General features: G+C 67.3%; 12 protein-coding genes and 1 tRNA gene. 10 read left to right on the top strand and 3 right to left on the bottom strand.

What is annotated here, in order from left to right:
- Positions 1-4 precede the first annotated feature (4 nt).
- The 3 genes from NA12_RS07405 to NA12_RS07395 are packed head-to-tail and all read left to right on the top strand — an operon-like array spanning position 5 to position 3172.
- Positions 5-1783: a replication initiator gene (locus NA12_RS07405; RefSeq protein ID WP_174551056.1), complete on the top strand. Its 1779-nt coding sequence runs from the start codon at positions 5-7 to the stop codon at positions 1781-1783.
- 13 nt (positions 1784-1796) lie between these two features.
- Positions 1797-1976: a helix-turn-helix domain-containing protein gene (locus tag NA12_RS33545; protein WP_067447704.1), complete on the top strand. Its 180-nt coding sequence runs from the start codon at positions 1797-1799 to the stop codon at positions 1974-1976.
- On the top strand, positions 1973-3172 hold the full coding sequence (locus tag NA12_RS07395) for a tyrosine-type recombinase/integrase (protein ID WP_067447702.1): 1200 nt from the start codon (positions 1973-1975) through the stop codon (positions 3170-3172). Before NA12_RS33545 ends, NA12_RS07395 begins: the two co-directional genes overlap by 4 nt.
- 61 nt (positions 3173-3233) lie before the next feature.
- Here the strand turns inward: NA12_RS07395 and NA12_RS07390 are convergent.
- The 3 genes from NA12_RS07390 to NA12_RS07380 form a co-directional block, all read right to left on the bottom strand.
- A tRNA-Arg gene (locus tag NA12_RS07390) sits at positions 3234-3306 on the bottom strand.
- Between the two features lie 112 nt (positions 3307-3418).
- Positions 3419-4138, bottom strand: a complete 720-nt coding sequence (locus NA12_RS07385) for a DUF305 domain-containing protein (RefSeq protein ID WP_067447700.1) — start codon at positions 4136-4138, stop codon at positions 3419-3421.
- Positions 4139-5026 (bottom strand): thioredoxin-like domain-containing protein, encoded by an 888-nt coding sequence (locus tag NA12_RS07380; RefSeq protein WP_067447698.1) that lies wholly within the window; start codon positions 5024-5026, stop codon positions 4139-4141.
- A gap of 89 nt (positions 5027-5115) precedes the next feature.
- On the opposite strand from NA12_RS07380, the gene argS reads away from it, so the two are divergent.
- From argS to rpmE, 7 genes are all read left to right on the top strand, one after another.
- Positions 5116-6777, top strand: coding sequence for an arginine--tRNA ligase (gene argS / locus NA12_RS07375; RefSeq protein ID WP_067447696.1), 1662 nt, complete (start codon positions 5116-5118; stop codon positions 6775-6777).
- Positions 6778-6811: 34 nt separating this feature from the next.
- Positions 6812-8233 (top strand): diaminopimelate decarboxylase, encoded by a 1422-nt coding sequence (gene lysA / locus NA12_RS07370; RefSeq protein ID WP_067447693.1) that lies wholly within the window; start codon positions 6812-6814, stop codon positions 8231-8233.
- Positions 8230-9570 carry a homoserine dehydrogenase gene (locus NA12_RS07365; protein ID WP_067447691.1) on the top strand — a complete coding sequence of 447 codons (1341 nt, stop codon included), beginning with the start codon at positions 8230-8232 and terminating at the stop codon, positions 9568-9570. Before lysA ends, NA12_RS07365 begins: the two co-directional genes overlap by 4 nt.
- A 94-nt stretch (positions 9571-9664) precedes the next feature.
- Positions 9665-10759, top strand: a complete 1095-nt coding sequence (gene thrC / locus NA12_RS07360; protein ID WP_067447689.1) for a threonine synthase — start codon at positions 9665-9667, stop codon at positions 10757-10759.
- A gap of 25 nt (positions 10760-10784) precedes the next feature.
- Positions 10785-11711 (top strand): homoserine kinase, encoded by a 927-nt coding sequence (gene thrB / locus NA12_RS07355; protein ID WP_067447979.1) that lies wholly within the window; start codon positions 10785-10787, stop codon positions 11709-11711.
- A gap of 361 nt (positions 11712-12072) precedes the next feature.
- On the top strand, positions 12073-14166 hold the full coding sequence (rho, locus tag NA12_RS07350) for a transcription termination factor Rho (RefSeq protein WP_424453548.1): 2094 nt from the start codon (positions 12073-12075) through the stop codon (positions 14164-14166).
- A gap of 260 nt (positions 14167-14426) precedes the next feature.
- On the top strand, positions 14427-14663 hold the full coding sequence (gene rpmE / locus NA12_RS07345) for a 50S ribosomal protein L31 (protein ID WP_067447685.1): 237 nt from the start codon (positions 14427-14429) through the stop codon (positions 14661-14663).
- The last annotated feature ends 92 nt before the right edge of the window (positions 14664-14755 follow it).

The following is a 14755-nucleotide window of genomic DNA, read 5'->3' as shown; positions in this document are numbered from 1 at the left end:
CACCATGTCTGAACACACCACCGCAACGGCCTCTCTCGGCCGTCCACAGCCATCCACAACCCCGATCATCGGCATGGCACCGCAGCGGGAAACCGCGGCCGATCGTCGCGCGATGCCCGACGTCACCGACATCGCCGAACACATGGCCGACAAAGAAGGCGTCTGCGCGCGAGTCGTGCCGATGCGAGCGTTCGACCCGATCACCTCCCGGACCTCCTACGTCGGTGCCCCGTGCAAGGCGACCGTGGCAACGACCTGCCCGGCCTGCGCGAAGGCGAACAAGTACCTGCGGATCACCCAGCTCCGCGAAGGGTGGTGCGCCGACCACGAACCCGTCGACGCCGATCCCGTCATCACCGAAGCGCAGCAAGACGTACTCGCCACTCGCGCAACACTTTTCACCGAATACCACGAAGCTCGCCGCACCGAGGAACACGAGCTCGCCGAGTCCATCAAGGCTCTGGTAGCCGACCTCGACATCGAGCTGCGTGAACTCGGTGTCCGTGGCCGACTCCCCGCCCTGGATGCCAAACCGCGCCGCAAAACCAAGTCCACCCGCCGCCGTGCCGACCTGCCGGATCTGCCGCGTCTGAAAGTCGATAAGACGCTGACGATCGGGAAGGCGTACGCGGACGGCAAGCACCGGCCTTCGACGTTCTTCACGCTCACCCTGGACTCGTTCGGCGGGATCAATCAGGTGTGGGACCCCCAGGCGGGCAAGGACGGCAAGGGCGCCATGGTCTCCGATGGTTCCCCGCGTGATCCGGAGTCCTACGACTACGCTCGCCAGGCCCGCGACACGATCCACATGTCGAAGCTGTTTTCGACGTGGATCGAGAACCTACGCCGGGCGGTGGGCTGGAACGTCCAGTACTTCGCCACCGTCGAGCCGCAGCGCCGGGCCGCTCCACACCTGCATGTGGCGTTGCGTGGGTCGTTCTCCAAAAAGCTGCTGACACAGGTCACCGCGGCGACCTACCGCACGATCTGGTGGCCCCACTTCGACAAACCCGTCTACGGCGAAGGACGGATGCCGGTGTGGGACTACGACGCCGGCACTTTCGTCGACCCCCGCACCGGTCGGCCACTCACGTACTGGGATGACGCCCTGGCGGTGATGGACGAGGTGGACGAGCTGGACCCCGCGCACACGCTCAAGTTCGGCGCCCAGTCCAAGCCCATCCAGATCCTGGCCAACACCGACAGCATGGACTACAGCGTTCGGTACCTGACCAAGTACCTGACCAAGAGCCTCGGTGAACTCCTGACCCCCGGATCTCGTCGGGTCGCCGAACACTACGACCGGCTTCACGCCGAGCTGAGTGTGACGCCGTGCTCGGACACCTGCGGGGTGTGGCTGACCTACGGCATCGTTCCCCGCGGCGCGACCGAGAAGACCCAGCCGGGCAAGTGCAACAAGAAGGCCCACCGCCGCGACACCCTCGGCCTGCCCGGTCAACGGTGCTTGGTCTCGCGGAACTGGACCGGCAAAACCCTGCCCGACCACAAGGCCGAACGGCTCGAATTCGTGCGCCAGTACCTCGCCGCGGTCGGCATCGTCATGGCCGATACCTCGCACCTGCGGATCACCCCGGTACGCCCCGGCGACAAGGACGCGCCTCCGAAAGCCCAACTGGTCATGAACCTGGTCCTGCGCCGGATCAACCAACGCGCCCAGTACACGATGGCTCGTCTCGCGCAGGACGAAGGACCACCAGGTCTTTCACATGAATTCGTTGTGCCACAACAGATTTCAGTCGTTCAGCAATCCGCAGCAGCATAGGAAGGAACTCGTCATGTCCAAGCTTCTCAATGAGGCCGAAGTCCGCAAGCTGATCCCGATCGGGCACAGCAAGTACTACGAGCTGATCGGCTCCGGTGCGCTGCGCTCGGTCAGGATCGGTCGACGTCGGTTTGTCACCGAACAGGCCATCGCTGACTACATCTCCGGGCTCGATGAGGCGGCAGCGGCGTGACCAGACAGCAACTGCCGCAGCAGATCACGAAGATCACGGTCCTTGAGCGGGGTAGCGGCAAGTCGGTTATCCGGTATGAGGTCCGCGTGGATGCGGGTGTCGACCCCGAGACCGGCAAGCGGCATCAGATCAAACGGCGGTATCGCACCGAGAAGGAAGCGCGGAATGCCCTCGGGAAGTTCCTCGCCGATGCGGTGGCTGGTGAGTTCGTTCCCCGCAAGGACGTGACTGTCGAACAGGTCTGCACCGATTGGTTCGGGAGCCTGCACTGGGGACGCGCCACGACGGTCGCCGGGTATGAGTACAACCTCGCACCGCTGCGGGAGAAGTACGGCGAACTGCCGGTGCAGAAGCTCACCCGCAAGCACATTGACGACCTGGTGTCAGCGCTCAAGGCGGGCGGCACAACTACGGCGAAGGGAAACGTCCGGCGCCCATGGGCTGCGCGCTCGCTCAAGCGGACAGTCGAGACAACCGCGATGGTCATGGAGTATGCCAAGGATCGAAAACTCGTCCCGCACAACGTTGCCCGACTGATCAAGCCGAAGTCGGCGCGAAAGCGCAAGCCTCAGACCTATACCGCCGCTGAGGTGTCTACCTTCTTGACGAGCCTTGAGGGTGACCGCGATGCACACCTGTGGTTCCTGGCTCTGTGCGGCCTGCGTCGGGGTGAGCTGGGCGGGCTGCGATGGTCGGGTGTGGACCTCAAGGCGAAGACGATCACTGTGCACATCGGTCGGTCTGCTGCGGGTGGTAAGGCGGTGGAGGACGACCCGAAGACCGAGGCGGGCGAGCGCACACTACCGATGGATGACGAGATGGTCGACGTGCTTCGGAAGGCTCGTCGCCGGCAGGCAGCTGACAAACTGCAATTGGGGGAGCTCTACCAGGACCGAGGCTATGTGGCGTGCAACGAGGACGGCACTCCGTACCACCCGGACACGATCACTCACCGATGGGCAAAAGCGGTCAAGCGGGCGGGCTTACGCCATATCCGGCTGCATGATGCTCGTCACACCTGCGGTACGACGATGCACCTGCGCAAGGTGCCGATGGCTGTGATCGCGGCATGGCTCGGGCACGCGGATGCCAGTGTCACCGCGCGGATCTACATGCACTCCCAGGACGATGCGCTGCGGGATGCCGCCCGCACTTTGGGCGAAGTTGTGTCATCTCGTGTCATCGACGCCAGCTGATCGCCCCAACGAGAAAGGCCCCCGCCAGCTTGAGCGCTGGTAAGGGGGCCTTTCTTGTGTGTGCCCTCGGCAGGAATCGAACCTGCGGCCTTCTGCTCCGGAGGCAGACGCTCTATCCCCTGAGCTACGAGGGCGGGATAGATGCCGGTCGCGGTGAGACGATCGGGCAGCGACAGCGTATCGCATCGAGTGCGGTGCGCCAAAAACTGTGCCGGACCGGGGGTTGGGCCGGTCCGGCCGGGGTTGTCAGCTGAGGGGCAGGGGGGTGGCGTTGCGGGCGGCGAGCATGCTGGTCATCAGCTGGGATTCGCCCGCTTGGGTTTTCGTCATCGTGGTGGCCAAGGCGCGGACCGCGGAGGTGTCGGCGTGCTCGGCGGCGTAGTCGAGCATCGGGACGCCGCCCTGGTGGTGGCGCAGCATCAGCTGCAGGAACATCGTGTCCAGCGCGGGTCCGGTGGCTTGGCGCAGCGCGGTCATCTCCTCCTGGCTCGCCATCCCCGGCATGGACTGCATCGGGCCCGACATCGCGTGCTCGGCGGTGGAACCACCGTGGTGGCCCGCCTTGCCGTGGTCGTCGGTCATCCAGCCCATGTAGCCGTCGACGTTCTGGTTGGACTCGCCCCACAGCTGCAACCAGGCCTGCATCCGGCCGATCTGGTTCTGCTGGGTGGTCAGGATGTCGTAGGCGAGGCGGCGCACGTCGTTGTCGGTCGAGGCGATCAGCGCCACCCCGGCCATGTCGACGGCCTGCGCGTGATGCGCCGACATGTCCTGGCTGAATCCGATATCGACAGCGCTCGGCTCCGGTTCGGAGTTCTTCTCCAGTGGCATCCGCAACAGCACGCCCGCCACCGCGCCGAGCAGCAGCAGGCCGATCGCGCCGAGGACGAGCACCGCCCCGGCCGGGCGACGGGTGCTCGGCTCGGGTGCGGTGTCGTCGGATTCGACGGCGTTCTCCGTGCTCACTTACTGGCCCTGGGGCAGGCCGCCCGGCATCGGGATGTTCGGCAGGCCGGGGATGCCGGAGCCGGTGCCACCGCCACCGAGTTCGGTCTGGTCCTGGGTCAGGCCCTTACCGTCCATCGGGACCGCTTCGGGGCCGTAGGGCGAGGAGTCGAACGGCGGCGGGTTGTTCGCGTCGAAGATCGGGTTCGAGCAGCTCGCGCCGACCTCGGGGTAGGCGTAGGGGTTCTCGCGCAGGGCGGAGATGAACTGCTTGATCCGCGCGTCGTCGGCGCTGTCCACCTTGAGCTGGTGGCCCCACGACTGCAACGAGATCGCCGAGTCCAGGCCCGGGTACGGCGACATCAGCGAGTACTGACGGCCCTTGACGAAGTTCGACAGCGTCTGGACACCGGCCGCGTCGACCTTGTCGGGGTTGTAGGCGATCCAGACCGCGCCGTGCTCGAGCGAGTGGACCGCGTTCTCCATCCGGATCGGCTTGGCATATACCGTGCCCGTGCAGTTCGCCCAGGCGCCGTCGTGCGGTCCGCCGAAGGCCGGGGTCTTGTCGTAGGCCACGCGCTGGGTGGCGGCCACGTGCAGACCCGCCGGGTACTCCATCTTCACGACGCCGGCGATCTTCGCCGACGGATCCTGGTTCTCCTTGGAGGGCACCCATTCCTTGAGGTCGGTCTGCGCCTCGCGGATCGCGGCCTGGTCCAGGTACTTGGGCACGATGCTGTAGGCCAGCAGCCCGATCAGCGCGACGATGGCGACGCCGGCGCCGATCAGCACCCATGGGGTGTCCCGCTTCTTGCCCGGAAGCTTGCCCTTACCCGTCTTGCGGGACGGAGACGACTTCCCCGCGGCCCGCACGGCCTTGGCTGATGTGGCGCTGGTCCTGCTAGGCATCGCTCGTTGTGCTCTTTCGACGTATGGATCGGTGGGTTCGTGGCGGGCGGTAGTGGTTGCAAGGGGCCCAGCCAATAGGATAGAGACTCGTGACTCCAGCTGACCTTGCAGATCTCCTTCGTACCACCGCGGCGAAGGTGCTTGTCGAACGCGGACTGGACTCGTCGGTCCTGCCCGAGCAGGTCACAGTGGAGCGCCCGCGCAACCCCGAACACGGCGACTATGCCACGAATGTGGCCATGCAGGTGGCCAAGCGGGTCGGAACCAACCCCCGCGAGCTGGCAGGCTGGCTGGCCGAGGCACTGTCGGCCACCGAAGGCATCGACGTGGCCGAGATCGCCGGGCCCGGCTTCTTGAACATCCGTCTGGCCGCCTCGGCGCAGGGTGTGATCGTGAGCCAGATCCTGGCAGCTGGTCAGGGCTACGGCACCGGGTCCGCGCTGGCGGGCACCAAGATCAACCTCGAGTTCGTCTCCGCGAACCCGACCGGTCCGGTGCACCTCGGCGGCACCCGCTGGGCCGCCGTCGGTGACGCGCTGGGTCGCATCCTGGCCGCTCAGGGCGCCGACGTGACCCGGGAGTACTACTTCAACGACCACGGCGCGCAGATCGACCGCTTCGCGAAGTCCCTGGTCGCGTCGGCGCTGGGCGAACCGACCCCGGAGGACGGCTACGCGGGCGAGTACATCGCCGAGATCAGCGCCGGAATCGTCGCCGCGCATCCCGACGTGCTCACCCTGCCCGCCGACGAGCGGCACGAGGTGTTCCGCAGCGAGGGTGTGCAGCAGATGTTCGCCCAGATCCGCGCGGACCTGCACGAGTTCGGCACTGATTTCGACGTGTACTTCAACGAGAGCGAACTGTTCGCCTCCGGTGCCGTCGAACAGGCCGTCGAGCAGCTGAAGAACTCGGGCAACCTGTACGAGAAGGACGGTGCGTGGTGGATCGCCAGCACCGAGTACGGCGACGACAAGGACCGCGTGGTCCTCAAGAGCGACGGCAACGCCGCCTACATCGCCGGTGACATCGCCTACTTCCAGAACAAGCGTGGTCGCGGCTTCGACCTGGCCATCTACATGCTCGGCGCCGACCACCACGGCTACATCGGCCGGTTGAAGGCCGCCGCCGCCGCGTTCGGCGACAACCCCGACACCGTCGAGGTGCTGATCGGTCAGATGGTGAACCTGGTGCGCGACGGCGTCGCCGTGAAGATGAGCAAGCGCGCGGGCACCGTGGTGACTCTCAACGACCTCGTCGAGCAGATCGGTGTCGACGCCTCGCGCTACTCGCTGGTGCGCTCCTCGGTGAACTCGAGCATCGACATCGATCTCGACCTGTGGACCAAGGCGAGCAGCGAGAACCCGGTCTACTACGTCCAGTACGCGCACTCGCGGACCACCAGCATCATCGGCAATGCCGCGAAGTACCCCGAATTCTCTTCTGCCGAACCAGATTTCGCGCTGATGACCTCCGGTCGCGAAGGTGATCTGATCCGCACCCTCGGCGACTTCCCGCGCGTCGTCGCCACCGCCGCCGACGCCCGCGAACCGCATCGCATCGCCCGATACCTCGAAGAACTGGCCGGTGTCTACCACCCGTTCCAGTCCGACGACGACATGCGCGTGCTCCCCAAGGGCGACGACGCCGTCACCCCGCTCAACGCGGCTCGCCTCGAACTGGTCAAGGCGACCCGGCAGGTACTGGCCAACGGCCTTGCCCTGCTCGGCGTGAGCGCACCGGAGCGCATGTGAACACCGGCAAGCTTTTCAGGAAGGACGCACCCCGATGAGTGCACACCCGGCCGGTCCCCGGCACGCAGAGATCCCGCACGCACCGAGTCTGGCCGAGCGCCCGACCGACCCTCGGGAGATGATCGATCTCCCCGAGAACGTCTGGCCGCGCAACGCCTCGCGCGGTGACGACGGTGTGGTCCGGCTGGCCGGCGTGCCCGTCACCGAACTCGCCGAGCAGTACGGCACGCCGCTGTTCGTGATCGACGAGGACGACTTCCGCTCGCGCTGCCGCGACATGGTCGCCGCGTTCGGACCCAACGCCCGCGTGCACTACGCGTCCAAGGCCTTCCTGTGCGGCGAGATCGCGCGCTGGATCCGCGACGAGGGCCTTTCCCTCGACGTGTGCTCCGGCGGCGAGCTCGCGGTCGCGCTGAACGCCGGGTTCCCGGCCGAGCGCATCGCGCTGCACGGCAACAACAAGTCGGTGCCCGAGCTCGAAGCGGCCGTCGCGGCCGGTGTCGGGCACGTTGTCGTCGACTCGCTCTACGAGATCGAGCGGCTCGAAACCGTCGCCGGTGCGGCGGGTGTGGTGCAGGACGTGCTGGTCCGCGTCACCGTCGGCGTCGAGGCGCACACCCACGAGTACATCTCCACCGCGCACGAGGACCAGAAGTTCGGCTTCTCGATCGCGGGCGGCGACGCCATGCAGGCCCTCGCGCGCGTCTTCGAGGCCGACAACCTGCGCCTGGTCGGTCTGCACAGCCACATCGGCTCGCAGATCTTCGAACTCGACGGCTTCGAGATCGCCGCGCGTCGCATGCTCGGCCTGCTGCGCGAGGCCATCGACAAGTTCGGCATCGACCGCACCGCGCAGATCTCGACCCTGGATCTCGGTGGCGGCCTCGGCATTTCGTACCTGCCGAGCGACAATCCGCCGCCGCTGGGCGATTTCGCCACCAATCTGCGCGCGCTCGTCGGCGCCGAAGCCGCCAGGGCGGGGCTGCCGGAGCCGACCATCGCCGTCGAGCCCGGGCGTGCCATCGCCGGTCCCGGCACGGTCACCCTGTACGAGGTCGGCACCATCAAGGATGTCGAACTCGATGGTGGCGCACGCCGTCGCTACGTGAGCGTCGACGGTGGGATGAGCGACAATATCCGCCCCGCGCTGTATCAGGCCGACTACGATTGTCGTCTGGTCTCGCGCTCGTCGGACGCCCATGCGGTCGTCGCGCGCGTGGTCGGAAAGCATTGCGAGAGTGGCGATATCGTCATCCGTGACACGTGGATGCCGGCCGATGCCGCCCCCGGCGACCTGGTGGCCGTCGCGGCGACCGGTGCGTACTGCTACTCGATGTCGAGCCGCTACAACCTGCTCACCCGACCCGCCGTGGTCGCGGTGCGTGACGGTGCGGCGCGACTGATTCTGCGCCGGGAAACGGTGGCGGACCTGCTCAGCCTGGAGGTGGAAGAATGAACGGCACCAAGGACGCGGGACGTCCGCTCGGCGTAGCCGTGCTCGGGATGGGCACTGTCGGCACCGAGGTGGTTCGCGTGCTGCGCGATCACGCCGATGACCTGCGCTCACGCGTCGGCGCGCCACTCGTGCTGCGCGGTGTCGCGGTGCGCGACATCAGCAAGGATCGCGGGCTGCCCGCCGAACTGCTCACCACCGATGCCTCCGCGCTCGTCGCTCGCGATGATGTCGACCTGGTCGTCGAGGTCATGGGCGGCATCGACCCCGCCCGCAAGCTGATCGGTGACGCGCTCAACGCGGGCAAGTCCGTCGTCACCGCCAACAAGGCGCTGCTGGCCGACTACACCGGCGAGCTCGCCGCCGCCGCCGAGGGCAGCCGCGCCGACCTGTACTTCGAGGCCGCCGTCGCCGGTGCGATCCCGGTGGTCCGGCCGTTGATCCAGTCGCTGTCGGGTGACCGGGTGAACAAGGTCGTCGGCATCGTCAACGGCACCACCAACTTCATCCTCTCCGCGATGGACGAGACCGGTGCCGCCTACGACGATGTGCTCGCCGAGGCCACCGCGCTCGGCTATGCCGAGGCCGACCCCACCGCCGATGTCGAGGGCTACGACGCCGCCGCCAAGGCCGCGATCCTGGCCTCGCTGGCGTTCCACACCCGCGTGACCGCCGCCGATGTCTATCGCGAGGGCATCTCCAAGATCACCGCCGAAGACCTCGAGACCGCGTCGGCCGTCGGCTGCACGGTCAAGCTGCTCGCCATCTGCGAGCGCGTCTCGGCCGGTCCGGGCGAGCCGACGCTGGAACAGGGCGGCAAGGATCGCGTCTCGGTGCGCGTCTACCCGGCGCTCATCCCGCGCAAGCACCCGCTGGCCTCGGTCAACGGCGCGTTCAACGCTGTCGTCGTCGAAGCCGACAACGCCGGTCGCCTGATGTTCTACGGGCAGGGCGCCGGTGGCGCCCCCACCGCCTCGGCCGTGCTCGGCGACCTGGTGATGGCCGCGCGCAACAAGTTCTACGGTGGTCGCGCGCCGGGCGAATCGGTGTACGCCGAACTGCCGATCGCGCCGATCGGTGACACCCCCACCCGCTACCACGTGAACCTGCAGGTCGAGGACCGTCCCGGCGTGCTCGCCGCGGTCGCCGACACCTTCGCCCAGCACGGGGTGAGCATCTCGACCGTGCGTCAGCAGGGTCACGGCGACGGCGCCCGACTGGTGGTCGTCACCCACCATGCGGTGGAGTCGTCGCTGGCGGATACTGTCGCGGTACTGGCGGAGATGGAATCGGTCACCGCTGTGACCAGCGTTCTGAGATTGGAAGGCACCGAAGAATGACGCGGAATGTGCGCGGCGTCGCCGACATTCGCACCGCATCGTACGCAGACCACACGTACGCGCGTGGTCGCGTCGTAACGCAGGGAGCGATGGCATGAGCACGACCGGAATTGCCCCGCAGTCGGGCGTGCACTCGCGCTGGCCCGGTCTGATCGCGGCCTACCGCGATCGCTTGGCCGGTGCGGCCGACTGGGAGCCGGTGACCCTGTTCGAGGGCGGTACCCCGCTGGTCCCCGCGCCGCACCTGTCCGCGCTCACCGGGTGCGAGGTGTATCTCAAGGTCGAGGGCGCCAACCCGACCGGTTCGTTCAAGGACCGCGGCATGACCATGGCGATGACCGACGCCAAGTACCGTGGCCAGCAGGCGGTGCTGTGCGCGTCGACCGGCAATACCTCGGCCTCGGCCGCGGCGTACGCCACCCGCGCCGGCATGGAGTGCGCGGTCTTGATCCCGCAGGGCAAGATCGCGATGGGCAAGCTGGCCCAGGCCGTGATGCTCGGCGCCAAGATCATCCAGGTCGAGGGCAACTTCGACGACTGTCTCGAGCTGGCGCGCAAGGTGACCGCGGAGTTCCCGCAGGTCGGCCTCGTGAACTCGGTGAATCCGGCGCGGATCGAAGGCCAGAAGACCGCCTCGTTCGAGATCTGCGACGTGCTCGGCAAGGCGCCCGATGTGCACGTGCTTCCGGTCGGTAACGCGGGCAACATCACCGCCTACTGGCGTGGGTACCGCGAGTACTACGCCGACGGCATCACCTCGGTGCTGCCGCGCATGCTCGGTGTGCAGGCCGCCGGTGCCGCGCCGCTGGTCAACGGCGCGCCGGTGAAGGACCCGGAAACCATCGCGACCGCCATCCGGATCGGCGCTCCCGCGTCGTGGAACGGTGCGATGGAAGCCAAGGAACAGTCCGGTGGCGCGTTCCGCGCGGCCACCGACGACGAGATCCTGGCCGCCTACCGCCTCGTCGCCGCGAAAGAGGGCGTCTTCGTCGAGCCCGCGTCGGCCGCGAGCGTGGCCGGCCTGCTGGCCGCGCGTGCGGAAGGCTGGCTGGATTCGGGCCTGACCGTCGTGTGCACCGTCACCGGCAACGGTTTGAAGGACCCAGACAACGCGCTGGCCGGAATGCCCGAGGTCAAGCCGATCGCCGTCGACCCGGTCGCCATCGCCCGTGAACTCGAGCTGGCCTGAGTTGGCCGCACCCGAGCCCACGCTGATGACAGCGACGCTGCCCGCCGGTCTCGAGGTGACCGTGCGCGTTCCCGCCTCCACGGCCAATCTCGGTCCCGGATTCGATTGCCTGGGAATGGCATTGGGCATCTACGACGAAATCGTGGTGCGTACCACCGAATCGGGACTCGACATTCGTGTCGAGGGTGAAGGCGCCGACGACGTGCCCTGGGGTCCAACGCATCTGGTGGTTCGCGCGATCGAGCGTGGGCTGGAATCGCTGGGTGTGTGGGCCGACGGCCTCGACGTGGTGTGTCGCAATGTGATTCCGCACTCGCGTGGCCTGGGGTCCAGCGCGTCGGCCGTGGTCGGCGGCTTGGCCGCAGGCGCCGGGCTGGCCGCGAAGTTCGACCCCGAGCTGCGCATGGACGATGACCGGTTGGTGCAGCTCGCCTCGGAGTTCGAGGGACATCCCGACAACGCCGCGGCCAGCGTGCTCGGTGCGATCGTGGTGTCGTGGACCGAAACCGATGCCGCGCGGGCCCGCGACTACCGGGCGGTGCGGCTCGCCCCGTCGCCCGCGCTGCGCCCGGTGGTGCTGATCCCCCAGGAACGCTCCTCCACGGCGCACACCCGAGGGCTGCTGCCCGAGCAGGTGCCCCACGGTGACGCGGCGTTCAACGTCAGCCGGGCGGCGCTGGCCGTCGTCGCGCTGACCGAACGCCCCGATCTGCTCATGGCGGCCACCGCCGACCGGTTGCACCAGACCCAGCGTGCCCCCGCGCTACCGCTCACCACGAAGTGGATCGAGCTGTTGCGCGCTGCGGGAATCGCGGCGACCGTCTCGGGCGCCGGCCCGACCGTGCTCGCCCTGACCACCGGAGAATTCCCCGATGACCTGCGCAAACAGGCCGAATCGGACGGTTTGCGCGTGGTCGCACCCGGGATTGCCGACGGGGTATCGATCGACTGACGGCGTGCCTGCCTTGCCGTTGTTCGCAATAGGCAGCTATTCTGAGCAAGTCCGTACATCGTGCGCATCAGACGCCGGTGCATCATCAGGGCAATCGCTCCCCTCACCACTGTCTTCTGGTGGCGAAGGCCTCCGGTCCTCCCGCGGCGGGTAGTACGGCACAGGCGTCGAACATGGACGCATAATCCGAGCTCGGCATATATTGCCGGGTCTACGGAACGGAACCCTCGAATCAGCACACGGCATTCGAGGGAAGGAAAGGACTTCCGTGACAGAAACGGACCTGCTCGCGACACCCGGGGTGGATTCCAACCCTACGAACTCGGGCAGCCGCGAAAGTGAATCCGGACAGATTTCGAAAATGAGCGAACAAACCGACGTCGCACGATCGGGGCTGACTGGAATGCTGTTGCCGCAGTTGCGCGCACTGGCGGGGGAGCTCGGTATCCGAGGTACCTCCGGAATGCGTAAGGGCGATCTCATCGCCGCTATCAAGGAAAATCAATCCGGAGCGCCCGCCAAGGGCGACAAGCCCGCCGCGGCTACGGCCGCCGCGCCTGTCGCGACCGAAGCGCCCGCGAAGGACCGAGCGCCTGCCAAGAGCGAAGCGCCCGTCAAGAGCGAAGCGCCCGCGAAGGTGGAGAAGTCCGCCAAGGCCGACAAGCAGGCCGCGCCCGTCGAGAAGCCGGCTCCCGCCGAGGTCAAGGCCCCCGAGGTCAAGGCCGTCGAGACCAAGGCTGTCGAGACCAAGGCTGTCGAGACCAAGGCTGTCGAGGCTCCGGCCGAGCAGGTCGCGACCGAGCCGGTCAAGACCGACGCCCCCGCCGAAGCAGGCGAGGATTCCGGCCGCGACGGTGGTCAGCGTGGCCGTGGTCGGCAGCGTCGTGGCCGTGACCAGGCCCGTTCGGGTGGCGGCGACAACGCCCCCGCCGAGAACCGTGCCCCGGCCGAGAACCGCGCCGAGGAGACCAAGCAGGCCGACAAGGCCGAGGGCGGCGATCAAGGCGATCGTCGTCGCGATCGCAACGGCGCCGAGCGTGGCGAGCGCACCGGCAACGACCGCAACGGCAACGACCGTGGCGAGCGCACCGGTGGCGACCGTAATCAGAACGAGCGCAACCAGAGCCAGAACGGCAACAGCGGCGGCGGCAATCGCGGACCCCGCGACGACCGCGGTGGTGATGACGAGGAAGGCGGCCGCGGTCGCCGGGGTCGTCGATTCCGCGAGCGTCGTCGTGGTCGTGACCGCGATGGGGGCCCCGCCGTCGGCGGCCAGTCCGAGGCCCGCGACTACGACATTCGCGAAGACGACGTTCTCCAGCCGGTCGCGGGCATCCTCGATGTCCTCGACAACTACGCGTTCGTGCGGACCTCCGGCTACCTCGCCGGTCCCAACGATGTGTACGTGTCGATGAACCTGGTGCGCAAGAACGGCCTGCGCCGTGGTGACGCGATCACCGGTGCGGTGCGCGCCCCGCGCGACGGCGAGCAGAACAACCAGCGCCAGAAGTTCGACCCGCTGGTTCGCCTGGACACCGTGAACGGCGGCGAGCTCGAAGCGGCGCGTCGTCGACCGGACTTCCAGAAGCTCACCCCGCTGTACCCGAACGAGCGACTGCGCCTGGAAACCACGCAGAACAAGCTCACCACGCGCGTGATCGACCTGATCATGCCGATCGGTAAGGGTCAGCGTGCGCTGATCGTGTCCCCGCCCAAGGCGGGTAAGACCACGATCATGCAGGACATCGCCAACGCGATCTCGGTCAACAACCCCGAGTGCTACCTCATGGTCGTCCTGGTCGACGAACGTCCCGAAGAGGTCACCGATATGCAGCGTTCGGTGAAGGGTGAGGTCATCGCCTCCACCTTCGACCGTCCGCCGGGCGACCACACCTCCGTCGCCGAGCTCGCCATCGAGCGCGCCAAGCGTCTGGTGGAAATGGGCAAAGACGTTGTGGTGCTGCTCGATTCGATCACCCGATTGGGCCGTGCGTACAACAACTCCTCGCCTGCCTCGGGCCGCATCCTCTCCGGTGGTGTCGACTCGACCGCGCTGTACCCACCGAAGCGTTTCCTCGGCGCGGCTCGCAATATCGAGAACGGTGGCTCGCTCACCATCATCGCCACGGCGATGGTGGAGACCGGTTCCACCGGCGACACGGTGATCTTCGAAGAGTTCAAGGGCACCGGCAACGCCGAGCTCAAGCTCGACCGCAAGATCGCCGAGCGGCGCGTGTTCCCCGCGGTGGACATCAACCCGTCGAGCACCCGCCACGACGAGCTGCTGCTCTCGCCCGACGAGATGGCCGTTGTGCACAAGCTGCGGCGCGTGCTGTCGGGGCTGGACTCGCACCAGGCGATCGATCTGCTGATGGATCGCCTGCGCAAGTCCAAGAACAACCTCGAGTTCCTGATGACGGTCGCCAAGACCGCACCGGGCGCGATCGACGAGTGATCGTCTAGAACCACGACAAGGGCCCCGCTTCGGCGGGGCCCTTGCTCGTTCTAGGCCAACAGGCCGAGAACACGCGGCGCCAGCCGCCATGTCACCGGGAACAAAGCCGGGGGTGGGGGTGTTCTGGGAGGGTGCGGTCTGTCTGGCATACTGGACAACTGTGTGTCTGCGAGTTCGCAGGCATCCCGCCTAGTCGGTTCCGGTTCACGTACTCCACTCCATGGGGCTACGACCCGGCGACCATTATCGAGAGGACGCCCATGAAGGCAGGAATCCACCCCACGTATGTCGAGACCACCGTTGTGTGTGGTTGCGGCAACACCTTCCAGACTCGCTCCACCAAGGAGTCCGGCCAGATCTCGGTCGAAGTCTGCTCGCAGTGCCACCCGTTCTACACGGGCAAGCAGAAGATCCTCGACACCGGCGGCCGCGTGGCTCGCTTCGAGGCTCGCTACGGCAAGCGCGCGGGTGCCAAGAAGGCCGAAGACGCCTCCTAGTTACCTCTTCCGACGCCCGGTACTGCTCACGCAGGCCGGGCGTTGGTTATTGGCGGCGCGGGCGCCGCGGGTTCTCGGCCTTTCGGCCTCGA

Origin of the sequence: Nocardia alba NBRC 108234 (genome assembly GCF_001612665.1) — a bacterium.
GTDB lineage: Bacteria > Actinomycetota > Actinomycetes > Mycobacteriales > Mycobacteriaceae > Nocardia > Nocardia alba.
The sequence above is the reverse complement of the archived record's forward strand: the minus strand, read 5'-3'. Positions and strand labels throughout refer to the sequence as shown.

Coding starts and splice junctions, on each gene's coding strand:
- NA12_RS33545 (WP_067447704.1), top strand. CDS start 1,797: ATGTCCAAGCTTCTCAATGAGGCCGAAGTCCGCAAGCTGATCCCGATC.
- thrC (WP_067447689.1), top strand. CDS start 9,665: ATGAGCACGACCGGAATTGCCCCGCAGTCGGGCGTGCACTCGCGCTGG.
- lysA (WP_067447693.1), top strand. CDS start 6,812: ATGAGTGCACACCCGGCCGGTCCCCGGCACGCAGAGATCCCGCACGCA.
- NA12_RS07405 (WP_174551056.1), top strand. CDS start 5: ATGTCTGAACACACCACCGCAACGGCCTCTCTCGGCCGTCCACAGCCA.
- rpmE (WP_067447685.1), top strand. CDS start 14,427: ATGAAGGCAGGAATCCACCCCACGTATGTCGAGACCACCGTTGTGTGT.
- rho (WP_424453548.1), top strand. CDS start 12,073: ATGAGCGAACAAACCGACGTCGCACGATCGGGGCTGACTGGAATGCTG.
- thrB (WP_067447979.1), top strand. CDS start 10,785: ATGACAGCGACGCTGCCCGCCGGTCTCGAGGTGACCGTGCGCGTTCCC.
- NA12_RS07380 (WP_067447698.1), bottom strand. CDS start 5,026: ATGCCTAGCAGGACCAGCGCCACATCAGCCAAGGCCGTGCGGGCCGCG.
- NA12_RS07365 (WP_067447691.1), top strand. CDS start 8,230: ATGAACGGCACCAAGGACGCGGGACGTCCGCTCGGCGTAGCCGTGCTC.